The organism is Pseudomonas sp. NPDC088885 (genome assembly GCF_044750025.1).
GTDB lineage: Bacteria > Pseudomonadota > Gammaproteobacteria > Pseudomonadales > Pseudomonadaceae > Aquipseudomonas > Aquipseudomonas rustica.
Map to the genome: position 1 here is coordinate 177,682 of NZ_JBIVJB010000001.1, position 19,671 is coordinate 197,352.

Here is a 19,671-nt window from a genome sequence, read left to right on the forward strand (position 1 = left end):
ACGAACTAATTTCTGACCACGCAGTTAGAGGTATGGAAACGATGCAAGAGTCACCACGTTCGCAGTTTGGCGCGCATTTACGGCCTCAACGTCAGGCACTTGCATTGGAGCCACGGATTCTCTTTGACGGCGCCGCCGCGTCTGCGGCTGTCGACCAGCATCACAGCGACCCGGCCGCACCGCCGGCGGCAGTTGATGCGCAAGTCCCCCACGCCACGCCCACCGAAGCCCGCGCCACGCCGGAACAGGCGCCTTCTGCCGCGCGCAGCCTGTTGGTGATCGACAGTCGAATCGAAAACCGCGACCAACTGCTGGCGCAATTGCCCGGCAATGTCACGGCGATTGTGGTCAACGTCGGCGAGGACGGTCTCGCCGCCATTTCTGCCGCTTTGGCGCAACTGGGCAAGGTCGACTCAATACAAGTGATGTCCCACGGCGCATCCGGCCAGTTCACCCTCGGCAATCGCACCATTACCTCGGACAACGTCGACTCCCTCAGCAAAACCCTCGAACAATGGCGCGGCAACCTGACCCAGGGCGCGGACATTCAACTGTACGGCTGCGACGTTGGTGCCGGTGCTGCCGGGCAAACCCTGGTCACCGAACTGGCGCGCTGGACCGGTGCCGACGTCGGCGCCTCCAGCAATGACACCGGCAGTGCCAAGGCTGGCGGCGACTGGACGCTGGAAACCAAAGTCGGCGACATCGACAAGAGCATCGCCATCAGCGGCCTGGCCATGAGCCACTTCGATGGCTTGCTGGCCGACGCTGCGCCCACTGCGACCGTCACCACCGCCGGCACCGATGTACTGATCGGCGAGCGGTTTACCTTTACCGTGAATTTCAGCAACACCTCGGGCCAGACCGGTTTCGCGCCCTTCATCAACCTGGCCATGCCGGCCACCGGCAAGGATGGCGATGACGGCGTCAACTTCATTTCCGCCACGTTCCTTGGTCAGAACCTGACCGCCCAAGTGTTGACGTTTGACGCTAATGGCAACGCGACCCACCCGCTGGCAAAAGACGCCAGCGGCAACTTTCTGATCATCAATGCCGCCAGCTACGGCATGCGCGCCGGCGACAAACTGGTGGTGATCGAACTGCCGTTTGCCAGTGTTACCAACCAGCAACCGCTGATCAGCGTGCAGGTCACCGCCAGCCTGAGTAATCTGGCTGACACCTCGTTTTCCAACGGCACGCCTGACCTGACTTTACGCGCGAGCGGTGGCTTCGAGTTCGGTAACGATGCGCTGGACAATCCGACCAACGACCCAAGCCTGATTCAGGCCGGTACCGCAGCGTTTGTCGTGCATCCGACGGTCATCACCGTCAGTGAAATCATCAATGCTCCCGAAGGCGAAACGGTCAGCGGCCCCAACTACGCGCGCACGCTGACGTTGTCCGCCACACCCGCACCGGGGCAGACCCTGACCAATGTGGTCATCACCCAACCGCTGCCGGACAACATTCAGGTCAATTCGATTACCCCCGGTGCCGGTGGCCGTCTCGCGTCGATCACCCTGCACGACGGCACCGTGGTCAGCAATCCTGCGCAAATTGCCGTGTTGCTGGCCGCGAACGACGTGTACATCAATTCGTTCACCGTCGAGTACGCCACCCTCACCGGCAAGACCGACACCGTGGTCGCGTTTTACGTGCCAGAAGTCGATGCCAACGGTCAGCCAGTGATCAACCCGGTCACGGGTGATGCTGTGACGATCACCATGGGCCCTCCCACCGCTTCCGGGCAATGGACGCCGCTTGATCCGCGTGACGTGACCGCACCGAACACCACCATTGATTTCAGCGGCACCGGCCTGGGCACACAGTTTGTGGCCAAGTCGATCACGCTGCTGAAAACCGTGTCGATGCAAACCGATATCGGTCACGTCGGCATCAGCCCCGGCGACACGCTGCAATACAGCCTCAATGTGGCGATTTCCGACTACTTCGCCTTTGGCAAGGACTTCTTCAACGAAGGCCAACTCGTGGTGCGCGATCAACTCAGCGACGGCCAGACCCTGAGCGGCACGCCGACCGTCACCGTGACCATCAATGGCGTTGCGCAAACCATTAACCTAGTGACCACGCCAGTGGCCAACGCTGACGGCAGCACCTCGATCGTGTTCGACATCGGCCAGTCGCTGCGTAATTCATCGAATAATATTCGCGGCTGGCTCAACGGCGATCTGGCCTTCGACGACACGCTGCAAGGCGCCGTGCTCGCGGTGTTGAGCTATTCAGCCGTGGTCGGTCAGACCTACAAGCCACCGTCGGGCAACCCGCAACCGGACATCAATGAAGGCGATGAGCTGGGCAACACGGCCACTGTCGATGGCACGTTGCTGGTGGATCAGTTCAACCTGACCGGTCAAAGCGAAACCGACGGTTCCTCGACGACTAGCGTGATTCCGACCAGTACCGTCGACATCAGTCTGGTCGAGGTCAATAACGGCACACCACCCGGCAACGGCGAACTGCGTCCGGGCGATGAAGTCACGTTCGAGTTGAGCTATGACCTGGTCACCGGCGACTACGAGCAATTCAAACTCACCGCGTATCTGCCATTGCCGCTGTTCAATGTAAACGGCGTGACCTGGGGCAGCGGCAGCGATGTCGGCCAGTGGCAACTGGGCCCGGGCAATACCAACGCCGGCGGCGTCGTCAGCGTGACCAGCGCCAATGGCAATTCCGTGGTGTTCGACTTCGGCAGTTTTGCCACCAACACCACCACCGGCAGCCGCATCGTCATTCGCTTTACCGTGCGCGTCGGCGATCAACCTTTTGCCGACCAGCGTTCGCTGGATGTACTGGCGCAATCGACCCAGCAAACCACCCTCACCGACCGCACGTTGATTTCCTCGGACGTGGTGGCGATCGTCTCCGTCGCAGAGCCAGTGTTGAACATCAAACACGGCGTGGTTTCAGGCACCAACGGCACCGTCACCGGCACCACCGGCAGCTGGAATCCACCGGGCAGCACCGGCGTACCGTTCAATGGCAGCGTCACCGATCTGAGCGCCGTGGATGGCAACATCAGCAACATTGACGGCGCTGATCGCCTGCGCCTGGTCACCGCGATTGAAAACACCGGTGGCGGCGGCGCGTTCGATGTCGGCACCAGCATCACCCTGCCCACGGGGCTGAGTTTTGTTGGCGGCAGTCTGGCCGCGGCCAATCTGCAGATTTATCGCGGTGACGGCACCCTGTTGGTTCTTGGCACCGATTACAGCGTCAGCGGCAACCAGATTACCTTCCTCGATGCCGGCGGGCAGGCGACTCTGCTCGCCGGACGCGCCGGCACCGCCGCTGACACCAGCGGCGCCAACGTCGTGGTGATCAGTTATGACGTGGTGGTCAGCAGCACCATCGAAGCCAATCGCACCCTGCAATCGAGTGCGACCCTGAACAACTACGCGAGCGTCAACAATGGCACCGATTTCACCCCGACCGATCTGACCGATCTGGCCAACCAGCAAGTCGCCGCGCCAGTGATCAAAAAAGGCTTCGCCGACGGTTCCCTCGACAACGGCGATTCCAGCGCCACACACACCACCGGCAGCGATCTGGTGGTCGGCGAAAGCATGCGTTACGACATCGTCATCAGCCTGCCCGAAGGCACTACGCAGAACCTGCGCATTCAGGATCTGATTCCACCGGGCATGCGTCTGGACACCAGCTTCAACGGCGGCCTCGGTTATCAGATCATCACCACCCGCGCCGGCAGCGGCGCACTTGGAGCCGATTTTGCCGGTAGCGTGTTGATCAGCGGATTCGCCGGTGTCGGCGGCGCATTGGGCGCTGACGGTGTCGATGCGCGCTGGACGTTCAGCGTATCGAGCGTTTCGGCCGACAACGTGACTGGCAACAACACCTTTGTGATTCGCCTGCAACTGGTGGCCAATAACGTCATCGCCAACCAGGCCAACGTCTCCCTGCAAAACAATGCGCAACTGACCTACAGCGACCCTGATGGCAGCACGCCGAATGGCACGGTCGCGCAGGATCGTAACGTCGCGCTCACTGGTGGCCAGCCCACTGTGACCGTGCGCGAACCAACGCTGCAGATCAACCAGGTGATCACCTCGACCTCTGGCCTCGGTGGTTACGATCAGGGCGATACGGTGACATTCACCATTACCATCAGCAATGGGAATGGCAGCAACGATTTCACCGCGTTCGATATCAGTTTCCTCGACAACCTGCCGACCCAATTGAGTAACGTGACGCTGGTGGGCGTGTTGTATCAGAACGGCGCCACCAACAACGGCGGCGTCGATTTCCAGATCATCAATGGCCAGTTGGTGACCGCCAACGGCGCCAATATCGACATCGCCAAGGGTGGCAGCATCGTCTTGCGCCTGTCGGGCGTCGTCAACGCCAGCGCTGCCGCGCAATCGAATATCGCCAACGTCGCCAGCGTGCAGTGGACCAGCCTTGATGGCGCCAATGCCGGCGAGCGCACCGGTGTCGACGGCACACTCAATGGCGGCACACTCAACGATTACCGCAACCTCTCGACATTGATTATCCCTGTGGCCCAGGCCATCGAGATTTCCCGGGTCGGCGGTCTGCCGGACACCGCCGCACCTTCGCCGACCACGGCAATCGTCGAGCAAGTGACGGTCGGCGAAGTCATCCGCTACCGTGTCGTGGTGGTCGTGCCCGAGGGTGACAACCCCAATTACCAGATACAGATCACCCTGGCCAACGGCTTGCAATTCATCTCCCCGGACGCCTTGGTCAATGCGCTGCGCATCGCCTTTATTTCCAACGGTGGGCTCAGCAGTGATGCCAACCTGATCGTCGGGGGCACGCTGAATATCGATGGCAACGAAAACAGCCCGGAAGCCCTGCCGATTACCGCCAACCTTTCAGGTGCCGCCCCGCAAGGCATGTTCGACCCGAGCCGCGTGACCGTGATCACCAATCCCGACGGCAGCCAGGTGGTGACGTTCAACCTTGGCAACGTGGTCAACGCCGGCGACGACGATGACCTGGAAGGTATTTCCATCGAGTTCAACGTACGCGTGACTAACATTGCCGCCAACGTCGCCGGCGTGCAATTAGGGGCGACCGCGCGGGAAATCGTCAACGGCGGCGGACGGGCCGTCAGCGATACGGTGCTGGAGCGCATCGTCGAGCCAAGCTTCAGTGGCCTCGACAAACAGATCGTTGCGTTCGACCCCAATCCGACCGCCACCACCGGCAACGCCACGGTGCAACTGAGTTTCACCCAGAACGGCGGCCTGCCGGCATTCGACGCGCAAGTCAGCGACAGCTTTGCCGGCGGCAGCAACTACACGCTGGTGAGTATCAGCATTAACGGCGTGACCTACGGCCCGGGTAATTTGCCGGCCGGTGTGAGCTTCAGCACCAGCGGCGGTTTGAGCGTGAATTTCGACCAGCTCGACGTCGGCGCGCAGATTCAAGTGCGCTATCAGGTCACCCTGCCCAACTCGACCATCGTCGCCAGCAGCAACGCAACGCTGACCTGGAGCAGCCTGCCGGAAGATTTCACCAGTTGGGGCGGCAACAGCGTCGGCGTTGACGGCACCACCACTGGCGAACGCACCGGCAGCACGGTTGGCCCGAACCAATACATCCTGCGCGACAACGCCGGGCTCGGCGTGATCAGCGGCACCTTGTGGAACGACACCGCCAGCCCGACCACCAGCGCCACACCGGACGGCGCAGGCCTCGCCGGACAAACCGTGACCCTGACGTGGGCCGGTGCCGACGGCAATCTGGCGACCACTGCCGACAACCTGATTTTCTCCACCCTCACCGATGCCAACGGTCAGTACCGTTTCGGCGTGCTGCCGCTGGGCGTATTCCGCATTGATGTGCCGGCCGGTCTGGTCAGCTACCCGCAACCGATCGGTGATTTGCGCGTGCGTGTCGACAGTGATGCCGGCACTCTTGGTCAGATCACCATCAGCCTCGGCGATGCTGCCGCGCAAAGCGCCAATGCCGGTTATGTCGAACAGAACGACGCGCCGGTCAACACCCTGCCTGGCACGCAAAACGGTCAGGAAGATATCGTGCTGGCGATCGGCGGCATCAGCGTTGCCGACGTCGACGCCAACCGCGATCCGAACGTCAACGACCGTGCGATCAGCGTGACCCTGCAAGTCACCCAAGGCACCTTGTTCCTCGGTGCAACCGTGCCGGGCGTGACCGTCACTGGCGCCAACACCGCCAACCTGACCCTGACCGGCAACCTCGCCGACATCAACACCGCGCTGGCCGGTTTGCGTTATCTGGGCAACGCCAACTTCAACGGCATCGACACCCTCACCGTGATCAGTAATGACCGTGGCAATTACGGCGATGCGGATGGCGACGGTATTCCCGGTACAGCAGCGGATGCGCTGACCGACACCGACACTCTGCAAATCGTCCTCGCTGCGGTCAACGACAACCCGGTCGGTGTCAACGACAGCGCCACAGCCGTCGAGGCCGGCGGCACCAATAACGCCTCGGCCGGCGTCGACCCGCGCGGCAATGTGCTGGACAACGACATCGACGTCGACATCGCCACCAACGCCGATTCACTGCAGGTAGTGTCGGTTGGCCCCGGCGCCGGGATCCCGATACCGAGCAACGGCGTGGTAGTCGTCAACGGTCTGTACGGCCAATTGCTCATCGGTAGCAACGGTTCCTACGAGTATGTCGTCGATAACAACAATGCCACCGTGCAGGCGCTGCGGCTGTCCGGCCAGACCCTGCAAGACACCTTCAATTACGTGCTTGCCGACCTTGCCGGGGCGACGTCAACCGCCGTGTTGACCGTAACCCTTCAGGGCGCCAACGACACGCCGCTGGGCATCAATGACGACGGCGTGGCGGTTGAGGCTGGCGGCATCAACAACGGTACCCCCGGCAGCCCTGCCGCCGGCAATGTGTTGACCAACGATCAGGACGTCGACAGCGTGGCCAATGGCGAAACCCGCACCGTGACGGGTATCCGTGCGGCGGCCGAAGCGGGCTCGGGTGATTTCACCGCGGTCAGCGGGCCGACCAATATCATCGGCGCGTACGGCACGTTGACCATCAACCCCAATGGCACTTACACCTACGTGATCAACAACGCCAACACCACCGTGCAGCGCCTGAGTGCCGGCGAACAACTGATCGAATTCTTCAGCTACCGCCTCACCGACACCGGCGGTCTGGATGATGTCGCGCAACTGCGCATCACGATTCAGGGTGCTAATGACAACCCGGTGGCCAGCGATGATGCTGCCGAAGCGCAAGCGGCATCGACCAACCCCAACTCCGCGGAGAGCAATCCGAGCGGCAACGTCATTCTTTTTCCAAGTCGTCCCGGCACCATCAATCAGCCCGGCGGCAACGGCGTCGACCAGGACGTTGATGACAACGATCGTCCTAGCAGCCAGTTAATTGTCAATGGCGTCATCAACAAAAGTGAAGCCAGCTACAACCCCGCCGTCGACGTACTGAGTACCGTGAGCACCGGCACCACGTCGGCCAACGGTACTGTGGTCGTCGGGCTCTACGGCACGCTGACCATCGGCGCGGACGGCTCGTATTTCTACGATGTCGACAGCACCAACGCAGCGGTTCAGGCCTTGGGCCCCGGCCAGACGCTGACTGAATTTTTCACCTATCGCATCACCGACACCACCAGCCTGACCGATACCGCGCAACTGGTGATTACCGTGCGCGGCATCAACGACCCACCCGTAGCACAGAACGTCGTGGCCATCGCCACTGAGGCCGGCGGTATTGCCAACCAGACACCGGGGGGCAATCCGAATGGAGATGCAACGGCCAACGACTTCGATCCTGACGGAGACCCTCTGACCGTCACGCTGATCAAGGCAGGCCCCGAAGGCAGTGCGGGCATTGATCAGGCTGTCGATGCTAGTGGCACTGAGATCCTCGGCCAATACGGCACGCTGACGATTTTCCCGGACGGTAGCTACGTTTACGAACTGGACAACAGCAACCCTGACGTTCAGGCATTGCGCCGGGGCGTCGATCTACTGCTGGAGCGCTTCACCTACACCATCAGCGATGGCGTCGGCGCGACCCCGGAAACCGACTCGGCGGAAATCATCGTGTTGATCCGTGGGCAAAACGACAACCCGGTAGCGAACGATGAAAGCGGTCTGGCCATCGAGGCCGGTGGCGTCAACAACTCGCTTCCAGGCCAGGATCCGGTCGGCAACGTGCTGGACAACGACACCGACGTTGACGGCGGCGAAGTGCCTGGCGATCTGCCCAACCATGACTATGGCGAAACCAAAGCGGTCGCCTCGGTGCGCACCGGCAGCGAACTCGACACCGGCACCGCCGGCGCCTTGGGCACCGAACTGCGCGGCACTTATGGCTGGCTGACCCTGAATGCCGACGGCAGCTACAGCTATCGCCTCGACAACAACATGGCTGAAGTCCAGGCCTTGCGGGCTGGCAACAGCCTCCTCGACTCGTTCAGCTACGAGGTCGTCGACAGGACAGGCGCCACTGATCGCGCCACGCTGAATATCAATATTCAGGGGCGCAACGACGCGCCGGTGGCGCAGAACGATACCGCCACGGCCGTCGAAGCCGGAGGATTGAACAACGCCACGCCGGGCGTCAACCCGACCGGCAACGTATTGACCAACGACACCGATGTGGATGGCAACGGTGAAGTCATTAGCGTGATCGGCTTCAATCAGGGCAGCTCGGTGGGCCTGGTCGGCAGTGCCTTGAATGGCACCTTCGGCAGACTGACCTTGAATGCCGACGGCAGTTACAGCTATCTGGTCGACAACTTCAATCCGCAGGTTCAGGCACTGCGCAGTAACGCCGACACCCTCAGCGAAACGTTCACCTACCAGATCCGCGACCTCGCCGGCGCTACCAGCACCGCGTCGCTGACCATCACCATTCGCGGTGCCAACGACAACCCGCTGGCAACCGATGACAGCACCGTTTCGGTCGAGGCCGGTGGCACGTTCAATGGCACGCCGGGGGTGAATCCAACCGGCAATGTGCTGACCAATGACAACGATGTCGATGCCAACGACGCGATGCTGGTCACTGGCATTCGCAGTGGTACCGAAGCGGCGGGCGGGACGTTCACCACCATTGGCGTCACGCAATCGTTCGCCGGTTTGTACGGCACCCTGACCATCAACGCCAACGGCACTTACAGTTACGTGCTAGATAACAATCTGGCGGCGGTTCAAGCATTGAAGGCTGGCGATTCGCTGGTGGAAACCTTCACTTACCGCATGCGCGACATCGCCGGTGCCACTGATACCGCACAACTTAGCATTCGTATCGACGGCGCATGGGATGCACCGGTCGCGGCAGACGATCTGGCTGTCGCCGTGGCCGATAATGGCAATGACAACGGGGTCAACCCGAGCGGCAACGTGCTGCCCAACGACACCGATGTCGATCAGGGTGACAGCAAAACCGTCACCGGTATCCGCTTCGGTGCTGAAGGGGCCAACGGCACCCTGACCGACGTCAATGCCGAGACCGACAACAGCAACGGCACGTTGATCAACGGCCTCTACGGTCAGTTGATCATCGGCGCTGACGGCAGCTACACCTACAACCTCGACTCCAGTAACCCGACCGTTCTGGCGCTGGGGCCACTGCAATTTCTCAACGAGCGTTTCACTTATCAGGTCACCGACAGTGGCGGGCAGAATGATCTGGCGGAAATCCAAATCATCATTCGCGGGCGCAACTCGGCACCGGTGGCCAATGGCGACACAGCGACGGCGGTCGAGGCCGGCGGCGTCAATAACGGCCAACCCGGGGTCAACCCGAGCGGCAACGTCCTCAACAACGACACCGATGCTGAAAGCGATCCGCTGACTGTGATCGGCATCCATACCGGCACCACCAGCGACATCGGCACGGTCGGCACTGTGGGCACAACCTTGCAAGGACAGTACGGCACACTGTTGCTCAACGCCGATGGCGGCTACACCTATACCGTCAATAACAGCCTCGCCGCCGTGCAAGCCTTGCGTCAAAGTGGCCAGACGCTGTCGGAGGTGTTCACTTACACCATCGTCGACAAGTGGGGTGAAACCAGCACCGCCGAATTGCGCGTGACGGTGGATGGTCGCAACGACACGCCGACTGCCGTCGATGATGGATCCGTGGCCGTCGAAGCCGGCGGCGTCAACAACGGTACTCCAGGCAGCAACGCCACTGGCAACGTGCTCGACAACGACAGCGATGTCGACAGCGTCGCCAATGGCGAAAGCAAACACGTCTTGAGCGTCAGCAATCAGGCCGGTCAGTCAGCAGGCGCCGGGCAGGTATTGATGGGCCTTTATGGGCAACTGACGATCAATGCCGACGGCAGCTACACCTACGTCATCGACAACAACAATCCGCTGGTTCAAGCCCTGCGCACGGCCGGTGAAACCCTCAGCGAAACCTTCACCTACCGCATGGTCGACACCGCCGGTGCAACTGCCGACGCGCGTTTGACCGTGGTCATTCAGGGTGCCAACGATGCGCCGATCGCGCGCAACGACAGCGGCTTCGCCAGCGATCAGATCGCCGGGCCACAAACCACTGGCAACGTGCTGCCCAACGATGGTGACATCGATGCCAATGACAGCTTGGTCGTGGTTGGCGTACGCACCGGCGCCGAAGCGGGTTCAGGCGCGGACGGTGTGATCGGTCAACCGATCAAAGGCCTCTACGGCACGCTCGTACTCAACGCCGACGGCAGCTACACCTACACCATCGATCAGAGCAACCCGGACGTGCTCGCCGCAGCCGGACTCGGCCGGGTACTGCGTGACGTGTTCACCTACACCATCAATGACCGCGCCGGTGCCAGCGATCAGGCCGAACTGGTGATAACCCTGGACATCGCCACGCCGTTCATTCCGGCACCGGATGGCGGCAACCGTTTCAGTCGCGACAGTGATCTGGATTCCAGCGATTTCCTGATCCCCGATCCGCAACCAGCAATCTTCATCACCCCGGTGGTCGAGCGTTACGCCGAGGTCAACGAGCTGACCAGCTACGGTGTCGATGGCAGTAATTTGCGTCTGGCCTCGGTGGGGGAATTCGAGGTTGATTCGTTGGGTAACGGCTTGGGTCTGGTGCCGGGGCAATTCGTGGCGCAAGCGGTGCGCGAAAGTCGCCGCGCGAGCGAGTTCGACCAGCTCTGGGTGCAAGGTCGGCAGGGTCGCACCAATTTGAGTGCCGACGGTTTGCTCAGTGATCCATCGTTGTTTGCGCTCGATCCGGCAAACATGACGAAACACCCGATCCACGCGGAAAAACCCGCAGAAACGCGTCACGGCAAAGGCTTCTCGGCGCAGCTGCGACACGCGGCCAAGCGCTTGCATACCAGCAATCCCAGCGGTAACAGCAGCAGATCCGAATAAATTCCAAGAATGCAAAGGAATGAACATGCGTAAAAACGCGACCCGGCTTCTCAGTACCGCCATCGCCTCCGCACTGCTGCTCAGTGCCTGTTCGTCGACGGAACCAAAACCTTCCACCGACGAGGAAAACCGCCAACGCATCATTGCCGATCAGTCGCGCATGTACTCCGGGCAGGAACCGGTCACAGCGCCGATCACCTTTTACGACGCAGCAGCCCGAGCGCTGAAATACAACCTCGACTATCGACTGAAACTGATGGAGAGCGCGCTGGCCTCAGACCTGCGTGATGTGTCCAGCCATGAAATGCTGCCAAAACTGGTGGCCTCGGCCGGTTATGCCGGACGAAACAACGACTCCGGCGGCACCTCGATCGGCATCGAGGATCGTCAGGTCAGCTTGCGGCCATCGACGTCAGAGGAACGCTACCGCGAAGTCTACGGCCTCGGTCTGAGCTGGAGCCTGCTGGACTTCGGCGTCGCCTATTACCGCACGCAACAGAAATCCGACCAGATTCTGATGGCCGAAGAACGCCGGCGCAAAGTCGCGCAAAACGTCCTGCAGGATGTGCGCAACGCGTACTGGCGAGCACTCGGCGCGCAACGTTTGATGCCGGAAGTCGACAAGCTGTTGATGCGCACCCACACCGCGCTGACCTCCGCGCGTGAAGCGGAAACCCGGGGCCTGTTGCCGCGTCAGGAGATCCTCGCCTATCAGCGCGCCCTCCTCGACTCGATCTACCTGCTGACCGTGCGCCGTCAGGATCTGGAGTTCGCCCAGGCCGAATTGTCGGCGCTGATGTCGCTGCCACCGGGCTCGAAAATGGTGCTGGCTGACGTGCCCGATCCACCGCTGCCGGAAGTGCGTCAGAGCATGGCGCAGCTTGAACAGCTGTCGCTGGAGAACCGCCCGGAAATCATGGAAGAGTGGTACCGCAAACGCGTCAACCAGAAGGATCTGGAGATTGCCAAGGCGCAGTTGTGGCCGAACGTCAGCGTCGATTTCGGCTACAAGTACGACTCGAACAAATACCTCTACAACAACGACTGGATGAGCACCGGCCTGCAAGTGTCGACCAACCTGCTGCGCCTGCTGCAACTGCCATCGCTCAACGCTGCGGAAAAATCCCAGAGCGAAACCGATGACACCCGCCGCGTGGCGCTGTCGATGGCGATTCTCACGCAAGTGCGCGTTGGCACCCTGCGCTATCAACTGGCGCGTCAGGAAGTGGAGTTTGCTGAAGACAGCCTGCGCGTCGACCGCAGCCTGCTCGACTATGCGCAAGCCGCAAAGACCGGCGCACTTGGCTCGGAGCTGGAAGTGATCCGCTCCGAGGGCCGTTATCTGCTCTCGCGTTATCAGCGTGAAGCGGCGTTCTCCAGTGCCCAAGCGGCGTGGGGTCGCATGTACAACTCGGTCGGCCTCGATGTACTGCCGAAGGAAATCCAACAACACGACATCAAAACCCTGTCGCGGGAAATCCAGCGCACCCTGAACCAACAAGAACAGCAACGCCTGCTCGTCACTTCGCAAGGAACGCCGAATGCGCAAAATCGCCCTTGAGCCCCGTTTCGGGGTTCTGTTGTTGGCCAGTCTGATCCTCAATGCCCACGCCGAAGACGCACCTTCGGCACCGTCCCTGGAAAGCGCGAGCGCCATTCGTGTGTTGCTCGCTTCGGAGCTGGAAACCACGCTGTCGAGCCAAATGAGCGGCACCCTCGGTGAACTGAAAGCCGGGTTCGGCGAACAGGTCGGCAAGTCCGAACTGCTCGCCCGCTTTAACTGCAACGAGGCCGAAGCACGGGCCAAAGTCGCGGCGGCAGAACTGGCCATGGCCAAACAGAATCTGGAGGCAAAAAAACAACTGCGCCAACTCAATGCCGTTGGCGATATCGAAGTGTCGATGGCCAACACCGAAGTGCAAAAAGCCGACGGCGCGCGGGCCATGGGTGCGGCGCAAAGCAGTTATTGCCAAGTGCTCGCACCGTTTTCCGGGCGTGTGGCCAAGGTGTACGTCAAGCCGTACCAGACCGTCACCGCCGGTACGCCATTGTTTGATCTGGTCAGCGATGGCGCGCTAAAAGTGCGTTTGAACGTGCCGTCCAATCTGCTGAAAAATCTGAAAACCGGCCTGCCGCTGCAAGTCAGCATTCATGAGACCGGCAAGACCTATCCCGCGCATGTCAGCGGGATCAACTCGCGCGTCGATGCGGTGGCACAAACCGTCGAACTCGAAGCGCGTCTCGACAACAAATATCCCGACCTGATGGCGGGCATGAGCGGCACGGCGCAATTTGATCAAGCTGCGCAACCATGACCATGAACGAGCAACTGCCGCACCCTCACCTGCTGCTCGAACTCGACGCGCTGCGCGACAAGGCCATGGCGGCCGACTCGCTCAACGCGTTGGCATTCAGCATGGCCAACGACTTGTATCCGTTGTTGCAATTTCATCAGGCGCTGGTGTTTGCCCAGCGTGAATCATCACTGGAGTTGTTGAACGTCTCGGGATTGTCCCGGCCCAGTGAAGACTCGCCGTACCTGGTGTGGCTGCGCCGCGCCAGTCGCTGGATCGCCACGCAAGTCCCTGCTGGCGAACCGGTGTGGCTGACACAGGAAACGGTCGACGCACCGGCCGACATCGCCGAAGGCTGGGGCGAATGGTGGCCGTCGGGCGTCTGGTGCGTGCCGATTCAGGATCGCGATGAGCAGCGCCTCGGTTTGCTGCTGTTGCTCCTGGAGCAGGAACCGCCGGCGGTGTTGTGGCAGCACCTTAAAGGTCTGGTCGGTACCTGGGCGTATTGCTGGGCGGCGCTGACCAAGCGCAAGCGTTTCAATCGCTGGCGGCCCAGTCGCAAGCAATTGCTGCTGACCGCGATTGTGCTCGGTGCCCTGCTGCTGTTGCCGGTGCGGCAAACCGCGCTGGCGCCGACCGAAATCGTCTCGCGCCAGGCACAGATCATCAGTTCGCCCATCGATGGCGTGATCGAGAAGATCGAGGTTCGCCCCAATCAACCGGTCGATGCTGGCACGCTGCTGTTTTCCCTCGACGAAACCACGTTGCGCAGTCGCGCCGAAGTGCTCGGCAAGGAAGTCGCGGTGGCCGATGCCGAGTTGCAGGCGGCCAGTCAACGCGCGTTCGACAACCCGCAAAGCAAAAGCGAATTGACCCTGCTCGAAGGCCGTTCGCAACAACGTCGCGCAGAACTGGCGGCGGTCACCGCGCAGTTGAAGCGCACCAAAGTCCTGTCGCCTCGAGGCGGCGTTGCGGTGTTCAGCGATCCCAACGATTGGCTGGGCAAACCGGTGGTGACCGGCGAACGCATCATGCAAGTCGCTGATCCGACGCAACCGGCGATGCTGATTCAACTGGCCGTAGCCGACGCGATTGCGCTGGAGCCAGGCGCCGAAGTGACGCTGTTTTTGACCGCTTACCCACTGACGCCGCTCAAGGGCAAAATTCTCGAAACCAGTTATCAGGCGCGGCCGAGTGACGAAGGCGTGGTCGCCTATCGCTTGTTGGCGAGCATCGACGGCGCACCGGAACACGCGCGACTGGGCTTGCACGGCACCGCGAAACTCTACGGCGGTCGAGTGATGCTCGGTTATTACTTGCTGCGTCGACCACTGGCGACAATGCGGGCGTGGAGTGGCTGGTAATGCTCGATCCGGCCGATCTGCCCCTGCCCCCGCTGCGTGAAGACCTGCGCCTGAGCGAGGCTGCCGATGGCAGCAACGGTGAACCGGCGTGGGTGATTCAAGACACGGTGATCAATCGTTTCTACCGCATCGGCTGGCTGGAATTCGAGTGCCTGCTGCGCTGGGGCCAATCACCCCGGCAGATCAGCGAGCAGATAGCTGAAGGCACGGCGCTCAAACCCGACGTCGAACAGATTCTCGATTTCCGCCAGTTTCTTGAACAGCATCAGCTGCTGCGTGCTGGCCCGGCGGCGCTGGAAAAGCTCAAAGCAAAAAGCGAAGAAGGCGGCTGGCTGACCTGGCGCTGGTGGCTGCACCATTACCTGTTTTTCCGCATTCCGCTGCTTCGCCCGCAACAACATTTACAGCATCTGGCGAAGGCGCTGGGCTGGCTGTTTCATCCGCTCACCGGCATGCTCGTGCTCGGTTTGAGCCTGCTCGGCATCGTCCTGGTGTTGCAGCAGTGGGACACGTTTACCAGCGCGGTGGTCGAGTCGTTTTCCACCGAAGGCCTGTTGAGTTTTGCCTTGGCGTTGATCGTCGCCAAGACTCTGCATGAACTCGGCCATGCCTTGGTCGCGACGCGGCTGGGCTTGCGCGTCGGGCACATGGGCATCGCGTTTGTGGTGATGTGGCCGATGCTCTATACCGACACCGGCGAGAGCTGGAAACTCAGCCGTTCGCGGCAGCGTCTGGCGATTGCCTCGGCGGGGATCATCACCGAACTGTCGCTGGCCGGTCTGTCGACGCTGGGCTGGGCGGTGTGCGATCCGGGGGCGCTGCGCAATGCCCTGCTGTATCTGGCGACCACCAGTTGGTTGCTGTCACTGGCGTTGAATGCCAGTCCGTTCATGCGTTTTGACGGCTATTTCATTCTTTCCGATTTGCTTGATTTTCCCAATCTGCACGAGCGTGCATCGGCACTGGCGCGGGTGACGTTGCGGCGCAATCTGCTCGGTTTGCGCGAGGACTGGCCGGAGACGTTTCCGACCGGTCAGCGGCGACTGTTGGTGACGTTTGCGATCTTCACCTGGGTTTATCGTCTGGTGCTGTTTCTGGGGATCGCGCTGGCGGTCTATCTGTTCTTCTTCAAGGTCTTGGGGATTTTCCTGTTCATGGTCGAACTGTCGTGGTTTATCGCCCTGCCTGTCATGCGCGAACTCGGTCACTGGTGGAAACACCGCGCGGCGGTGCCGAGCCGGCGCAAGGTGCAACTGTATCTGGTGTTGCTGGCGATTCTGGCGGGGCTGGCGATCCCTTGGCGCACGCAGATCGATGCGGTGGGCGTGGCGCGGGCCGAGCATCAGATGCGCGTTTACGCGCCCTACCCGGCGCGGCTGCAATCGATTCACGCCGATGGCCCGGTCGAGGCTGGCACCAATCTGGTGGTGCTGGATGAGCCGGACATCGCCTCGCGGGTACGCAGCAGTGAAGCCAATGCACGTAGCTATGAGGCCCGGCTGTCCGGGCTGATCGCCGATCCCGGTGGGTTGGCTGAGGATGCTGTGACCCGTCAACGCCTCAACGTGCAATTCGAAGAAGCCCGCGCGGCGCGTTCGGAAATCGCCAGGCTGAATCTGCAAACACCGTTTGCCGGGGTGTGGCTGGACGTCAACCCGGACTGGAAACCGGGGCAATGGGTCGGTCGTCAAGAATCGCTGGGCATGCTGGTTGACCCGCGCAGCTGGCAGGTGGATGCGTATGTCGCGCAGGATCAAGTGCACCGCATGGCCATCGGCGACCACGTGCGCTTCTACCCCGACGGCCAGACCACGCCACGTAGCGGCCGTGTTTTGCAGGTCGGCAGCACCCGCGCGAGCCAGTTGTCCCACCGCATGCTTTCGTCACGCTTCGGCGGCCCGGTACCCACCACGACTGCCGAGCACTCGTTGATCCCGAGCAGCGCGTTGTTTCAGGTACTGATCCAACTCGACGAACCCATGCCCACCCTTCGCGAAACCCGTGGGCATCTGAAAATCGAAGGCGAACGGCGCAGTTTGCTGGCCGATGGTGCAACGCATGTATTGGCGGTGTTGATGCGCGAAAGTGGCTTCTAACCCCCAAGCTCTCAGTCCATCCCCCTCACCACAAGCAAAGGCTGTCCTCCAGACACACCCCAACCCTTGAGAACACATCCAACCCTGTGGCGAGGGGATTTATCCCCGATGGGCTGCGAAGCAGCCCCAAAACCTACAATTCCAGTACATCAGACACACCGCATGCACTGGATTCACGACTGCTACGCAGCCGAACGGGGATAAATCCCCTCACCACAGGGGAATGGGGGTCACCTCAGAAAACTGCACTTCTGCGAACCCCAACCAGCCATCAACCCCATCCCAACTGACACACCACAAACCCATTCCAACTGACACACCACAAACGCATTCCAACTGACACACTACAAACCCTGTGGCGAGGGGATTTATCCCCGATGGGCTGCGAAGCGGCCCCAAAACCTGCAGTCCCGGTACACCAGACACACCGCATGCAATGGATTTGCGACTGCTACGCAGCCGGTCGGGGATAAATCCCCTCACCACAGTGGAATGGGGGTCACCTCAGAAAATTGCACTTCTGCGAAACCCAGCCAGCCATCAACCCCATTCCAACTGACACACCACAAACCCTGTGGCGAGGGGATTTATCCCCGATGGGCTGCGAAGCAGCCCCAAAACCTGCAATCCCGGCACACCAGACACACCGCATGCAATGGCTTTGCGACTGCTGCGCAGCCGAACGGGGATAAATCCCCTCGCCACAAGGAAAGTGGGTTACCCAGGAAAATCTGCACTTCTGCTGACCCCAGCCAGCCATCAAATCCAATTCCACTGACACACCACAGGGAATGGGGAGCTTCAAGGTGGTGTGTAGGTAGCTCCGGGGAAATTCAGCCCGCCACCACAAAGATGATGATCGGCCCGCACACCGCCAGCAGCACATTGGAAATTGCATAACACACGGTGAAGCCAATCACCGGTGTATTGCTGCCGGACTGCTCAATGATCTTGTTCATCGAAGCCGCCTCTGTCTGTGCCCCAGCCAATGCGCCAAAAAGAATCATCGGGTGCAAGCGCAGCACGTAGCGACCGAAGTACAGTGCCACCAGCGGCGGCACAATCGTTACCACGGCGCCGGACAGCAACAACGCCAGCCCTTGCTCTTTCATCGCCGCAAACGCCGCTGGCCCTGCAAGCAAGCCGACCACCGCGCCAAACGCAGTCAGACCGAATTCGGAAAACGCACATTGTGCCGCCGGCGGCAAGGCGCCGATTTCCGGGTGGCGCGAGTTGTACCAGCCGATCACCAATGCCGCGACCAACACCCCGCCGCCAATACCCAGCTCCACCGGGATCATGCCGATGTGCGTCGACAGCAACCCGATCAACGAGCCCACGACCATCCCCAGCGTGTGCATGGCGATGTCACTTTTGTAATTGTTCTTGCGAATGCGCCCCAGCCGTTTGGCGATCCTTTCGACGCTTGCGGTGCGCCCGGTCAACGTAATCACATCCCCCCGGCGCAACACCGTGTTCGGCAACAGAGGCAAGTCATAGCCCTGACGCGTGATGTTGTTGACGAAGCAGCCCAGGCGCTTTTCATTGGCTAAACGGCTTTTCGCCTGATGAATCGTCTTGCCGGCGAACTCCGCCGAGGTCAGCACAATGTCCACCTCGCGGGTCGGAAACGACAGCGATTCAGGATGATCGATCTCCGGCCCGACCCAGTGGCTCAACGTGCCCACCGCATCGCGCAAGGCATACACACCGACCACATCCCCCGCCATCAACACAAAATTTTCATCGCGCTCGATCACCTGACCGGCCCGCACCACCCGCTCGACCGTCAGCGATTCGTGCAGCTTTTCGATGTCGACAATCCGTTGCCCATCGGCCTGACCATTGCTGGCGACCTGATGCGCACGCACAACGATCCTCGTGTACGGCACGGTGATCGCCTCTTCTTCCTTGGCAATGCCCAGTTCCAGCTCCAGTTCACGCGCGGACTCGCGCAGATTCACACCAAGCAACTTCGGCGCAATGCTGCCGACAAACACGATCAAACCAATGGTGCCGAACAGGTAGGTGATCGCATAGGCAATCGCCATGTGGCTGTTGAGTTTCGCCACGGCTGCCGCGTCGAGATTCAACTCATTGATCGCGCTGGTCGCGGTGCCCATGATCGCCGTATCGGTGAGCGCACCGGCACCGAGTCCGGCGGTGAAACCGGCGTCGAAATCAAACAGCCAATACATCGCCAGAATCGCCACCAATGCCGTCGCGCACAACACCACCGACAACAACACCAGTTTCAGCGTGCCGCGATTGAGGCTGCCGAAAAACTCCGGCCCGCTCTTGAAGCCGACGGCGTAGATGAACATCACAAAGAACACAGACTTCAAACCCGTTGGCACTTCCAGACCGATTTGGCCGATCAGCAAACCCATCAACAGCGCGCCGGCCACCGAGCCCAAATGAAAGCTGCCAATGTGAATGCGCCCGACAAATACGCCCAGCGCGATCGCCAGAAACACGGCGATTTCCGGATCAGCGCGTAATGCGTGGAGGACAAAATCGAGCATGGTGC

At 61.0% G+C, this 19,671-nt stretch carries 6 protein-coding genes; 5 read left to right on the forward strand and 1 reads right to left on the reverse strand.

Features of this window, described 5'->3' with window-relative positions; translation table 11 throughout:
- Positions 1 to 41 precede the first annotated feature (41 nt).
- From ACIP1X_RS00745 to ACIP1X_RS00765, 5 genes are read left to right on the forward strand one after another with little or no spacing between them, the layout of a single operon-like run.
- Complete coding sequence (locus ACIP1X_RS00745; RefSeq protein WP_400748366.1) at positions 42 to 11,387, forward strand: VCBS domain-containing protein; 11,346 nt, start codon at positions 42 to 44, stop codon at positions 11,385 to 11,387.
- A gap of 25 nt (positions 11,388 to 11,412) precedes the next feature.
- Entirely contained in the window at positions 11,413 to 12,948 is a 1,536-nt protein-coding gene (locus ACIP1X_RS00750) for a TolC family protein (protein WP_212549491.1), read from the forward strand.
- Positions 12,929 to 13,702 (forward strand): efflux RND transporter periplasmic adaptor subunit, encoded by a 774-nt coding sequence (locus ACIP1X_RS00755; RefSeq protein WP_400748369.1) that lies wholly within the window; start codon positions 12,929 to 12,931, stop codon positions 13,700 to 13,702. Before ACIP1X_RS00750 ends, ACIP1X_RS00755 begins: the two co-directional genes overlap by 20 nt.
- Positions 13,699 to 15,045, forward strand: coding sequence for an efflux RND transporter periplasmic adaptor subunit (locus tag ACIP1X_RS00760; protein ID WP_400645565.1), 1,347 nt, complete (start codon positions 13,699 to 13,701; stop codon positions 15,043 to 15,045). Before ACIP1X_RS00755 ends, ACIP1X_RS00760 begins: the two co-directional genes overlap by 4 nt.
- The gene (locus tag ACIP1X_RS00765; RefSeq protein WP_400748372.1) at positions 15,045 to 17,141 is read left to right on the forward strand and encodes an HlyD family efflux transporter periplasmic adaptor subunit; all 2,097 of its coding nucleotides are present in this window, start codon (positions 15,045 to 15,047) and stop codon (positions 17,139 to 17,141) included. The genes ACIP1X_RS00760 and ACIP1X_RS00765 overlap by 1 nt, the downstream gene beginning before the upstream one ends.
- An 833-nt stretch (positions 17,142 to 17,974) precedes the next feature.
- Here the strand turns inward: ACIP1X_RS00765 and aspT are convergent.
- Positions 17,975 to 19,666, reverse strand: coding sequence for an aspartate-alanine antiporter (aspT, locus tag ACIP1X_RS00770; RefSeq protein WP_400748375.1), 1,692 nt, complete (start codon positions 19,664 to 19,666; stop codon positions 17,975 to 17,977).
- Positions 19,667 to 19,671: the final 5 nt, after the last annotated feature.

What these genes read in the sequence shown, in the direction of transcription:
- ACIP1X_RS00745 (WP_400748366.1), top strand. Translation starts at nt 42, where the DNA reads ATGCAAGAGTCACCACGTTCGCAGTTTGGCGCGCATTTACGGCCTCAA.
- ACIP1X_RS00750 (WP_212549491.1), top strand. Translation starts at nt 11,413, where the DNA reads ATGCGTAAAAACGCGACCCGGCTTCTCAGTACCGCCATCGCCTCCGCA.
- ACIP1X_RS00755 (WP_400748369.1), top strand. Translation starts at nt 12,929, where the DNA reads ATGCGCAAAATCGCCCTTGAGCCCCGTTTCGGGGTTCTGTTGTTGGCC.
- ACIP1X_RS00760 (WP_400645565.1), top strand. Translation starts at nt 13,699, where the DNA reads ATGACCATGAACGAGCAACTGCCGCACCCTCACCTGCTGCTCGAACTC.
- ACIP1X_RS00765 (WP_400748372.1), top strand. Translation starts at nt 15,045, where the DNA reads ATGCTCGATCCGGCCGATCTGCCCCTGCCCCCGCTGCGTGAAGACCTG.
- aspT (WP_400748375.1), bottom strand. Translation starts at nt 19,666, where the DNA reads ATGCTCGATTTTGTCCTCCACGCATTACGCGCTGATCCGGAAATCGCC.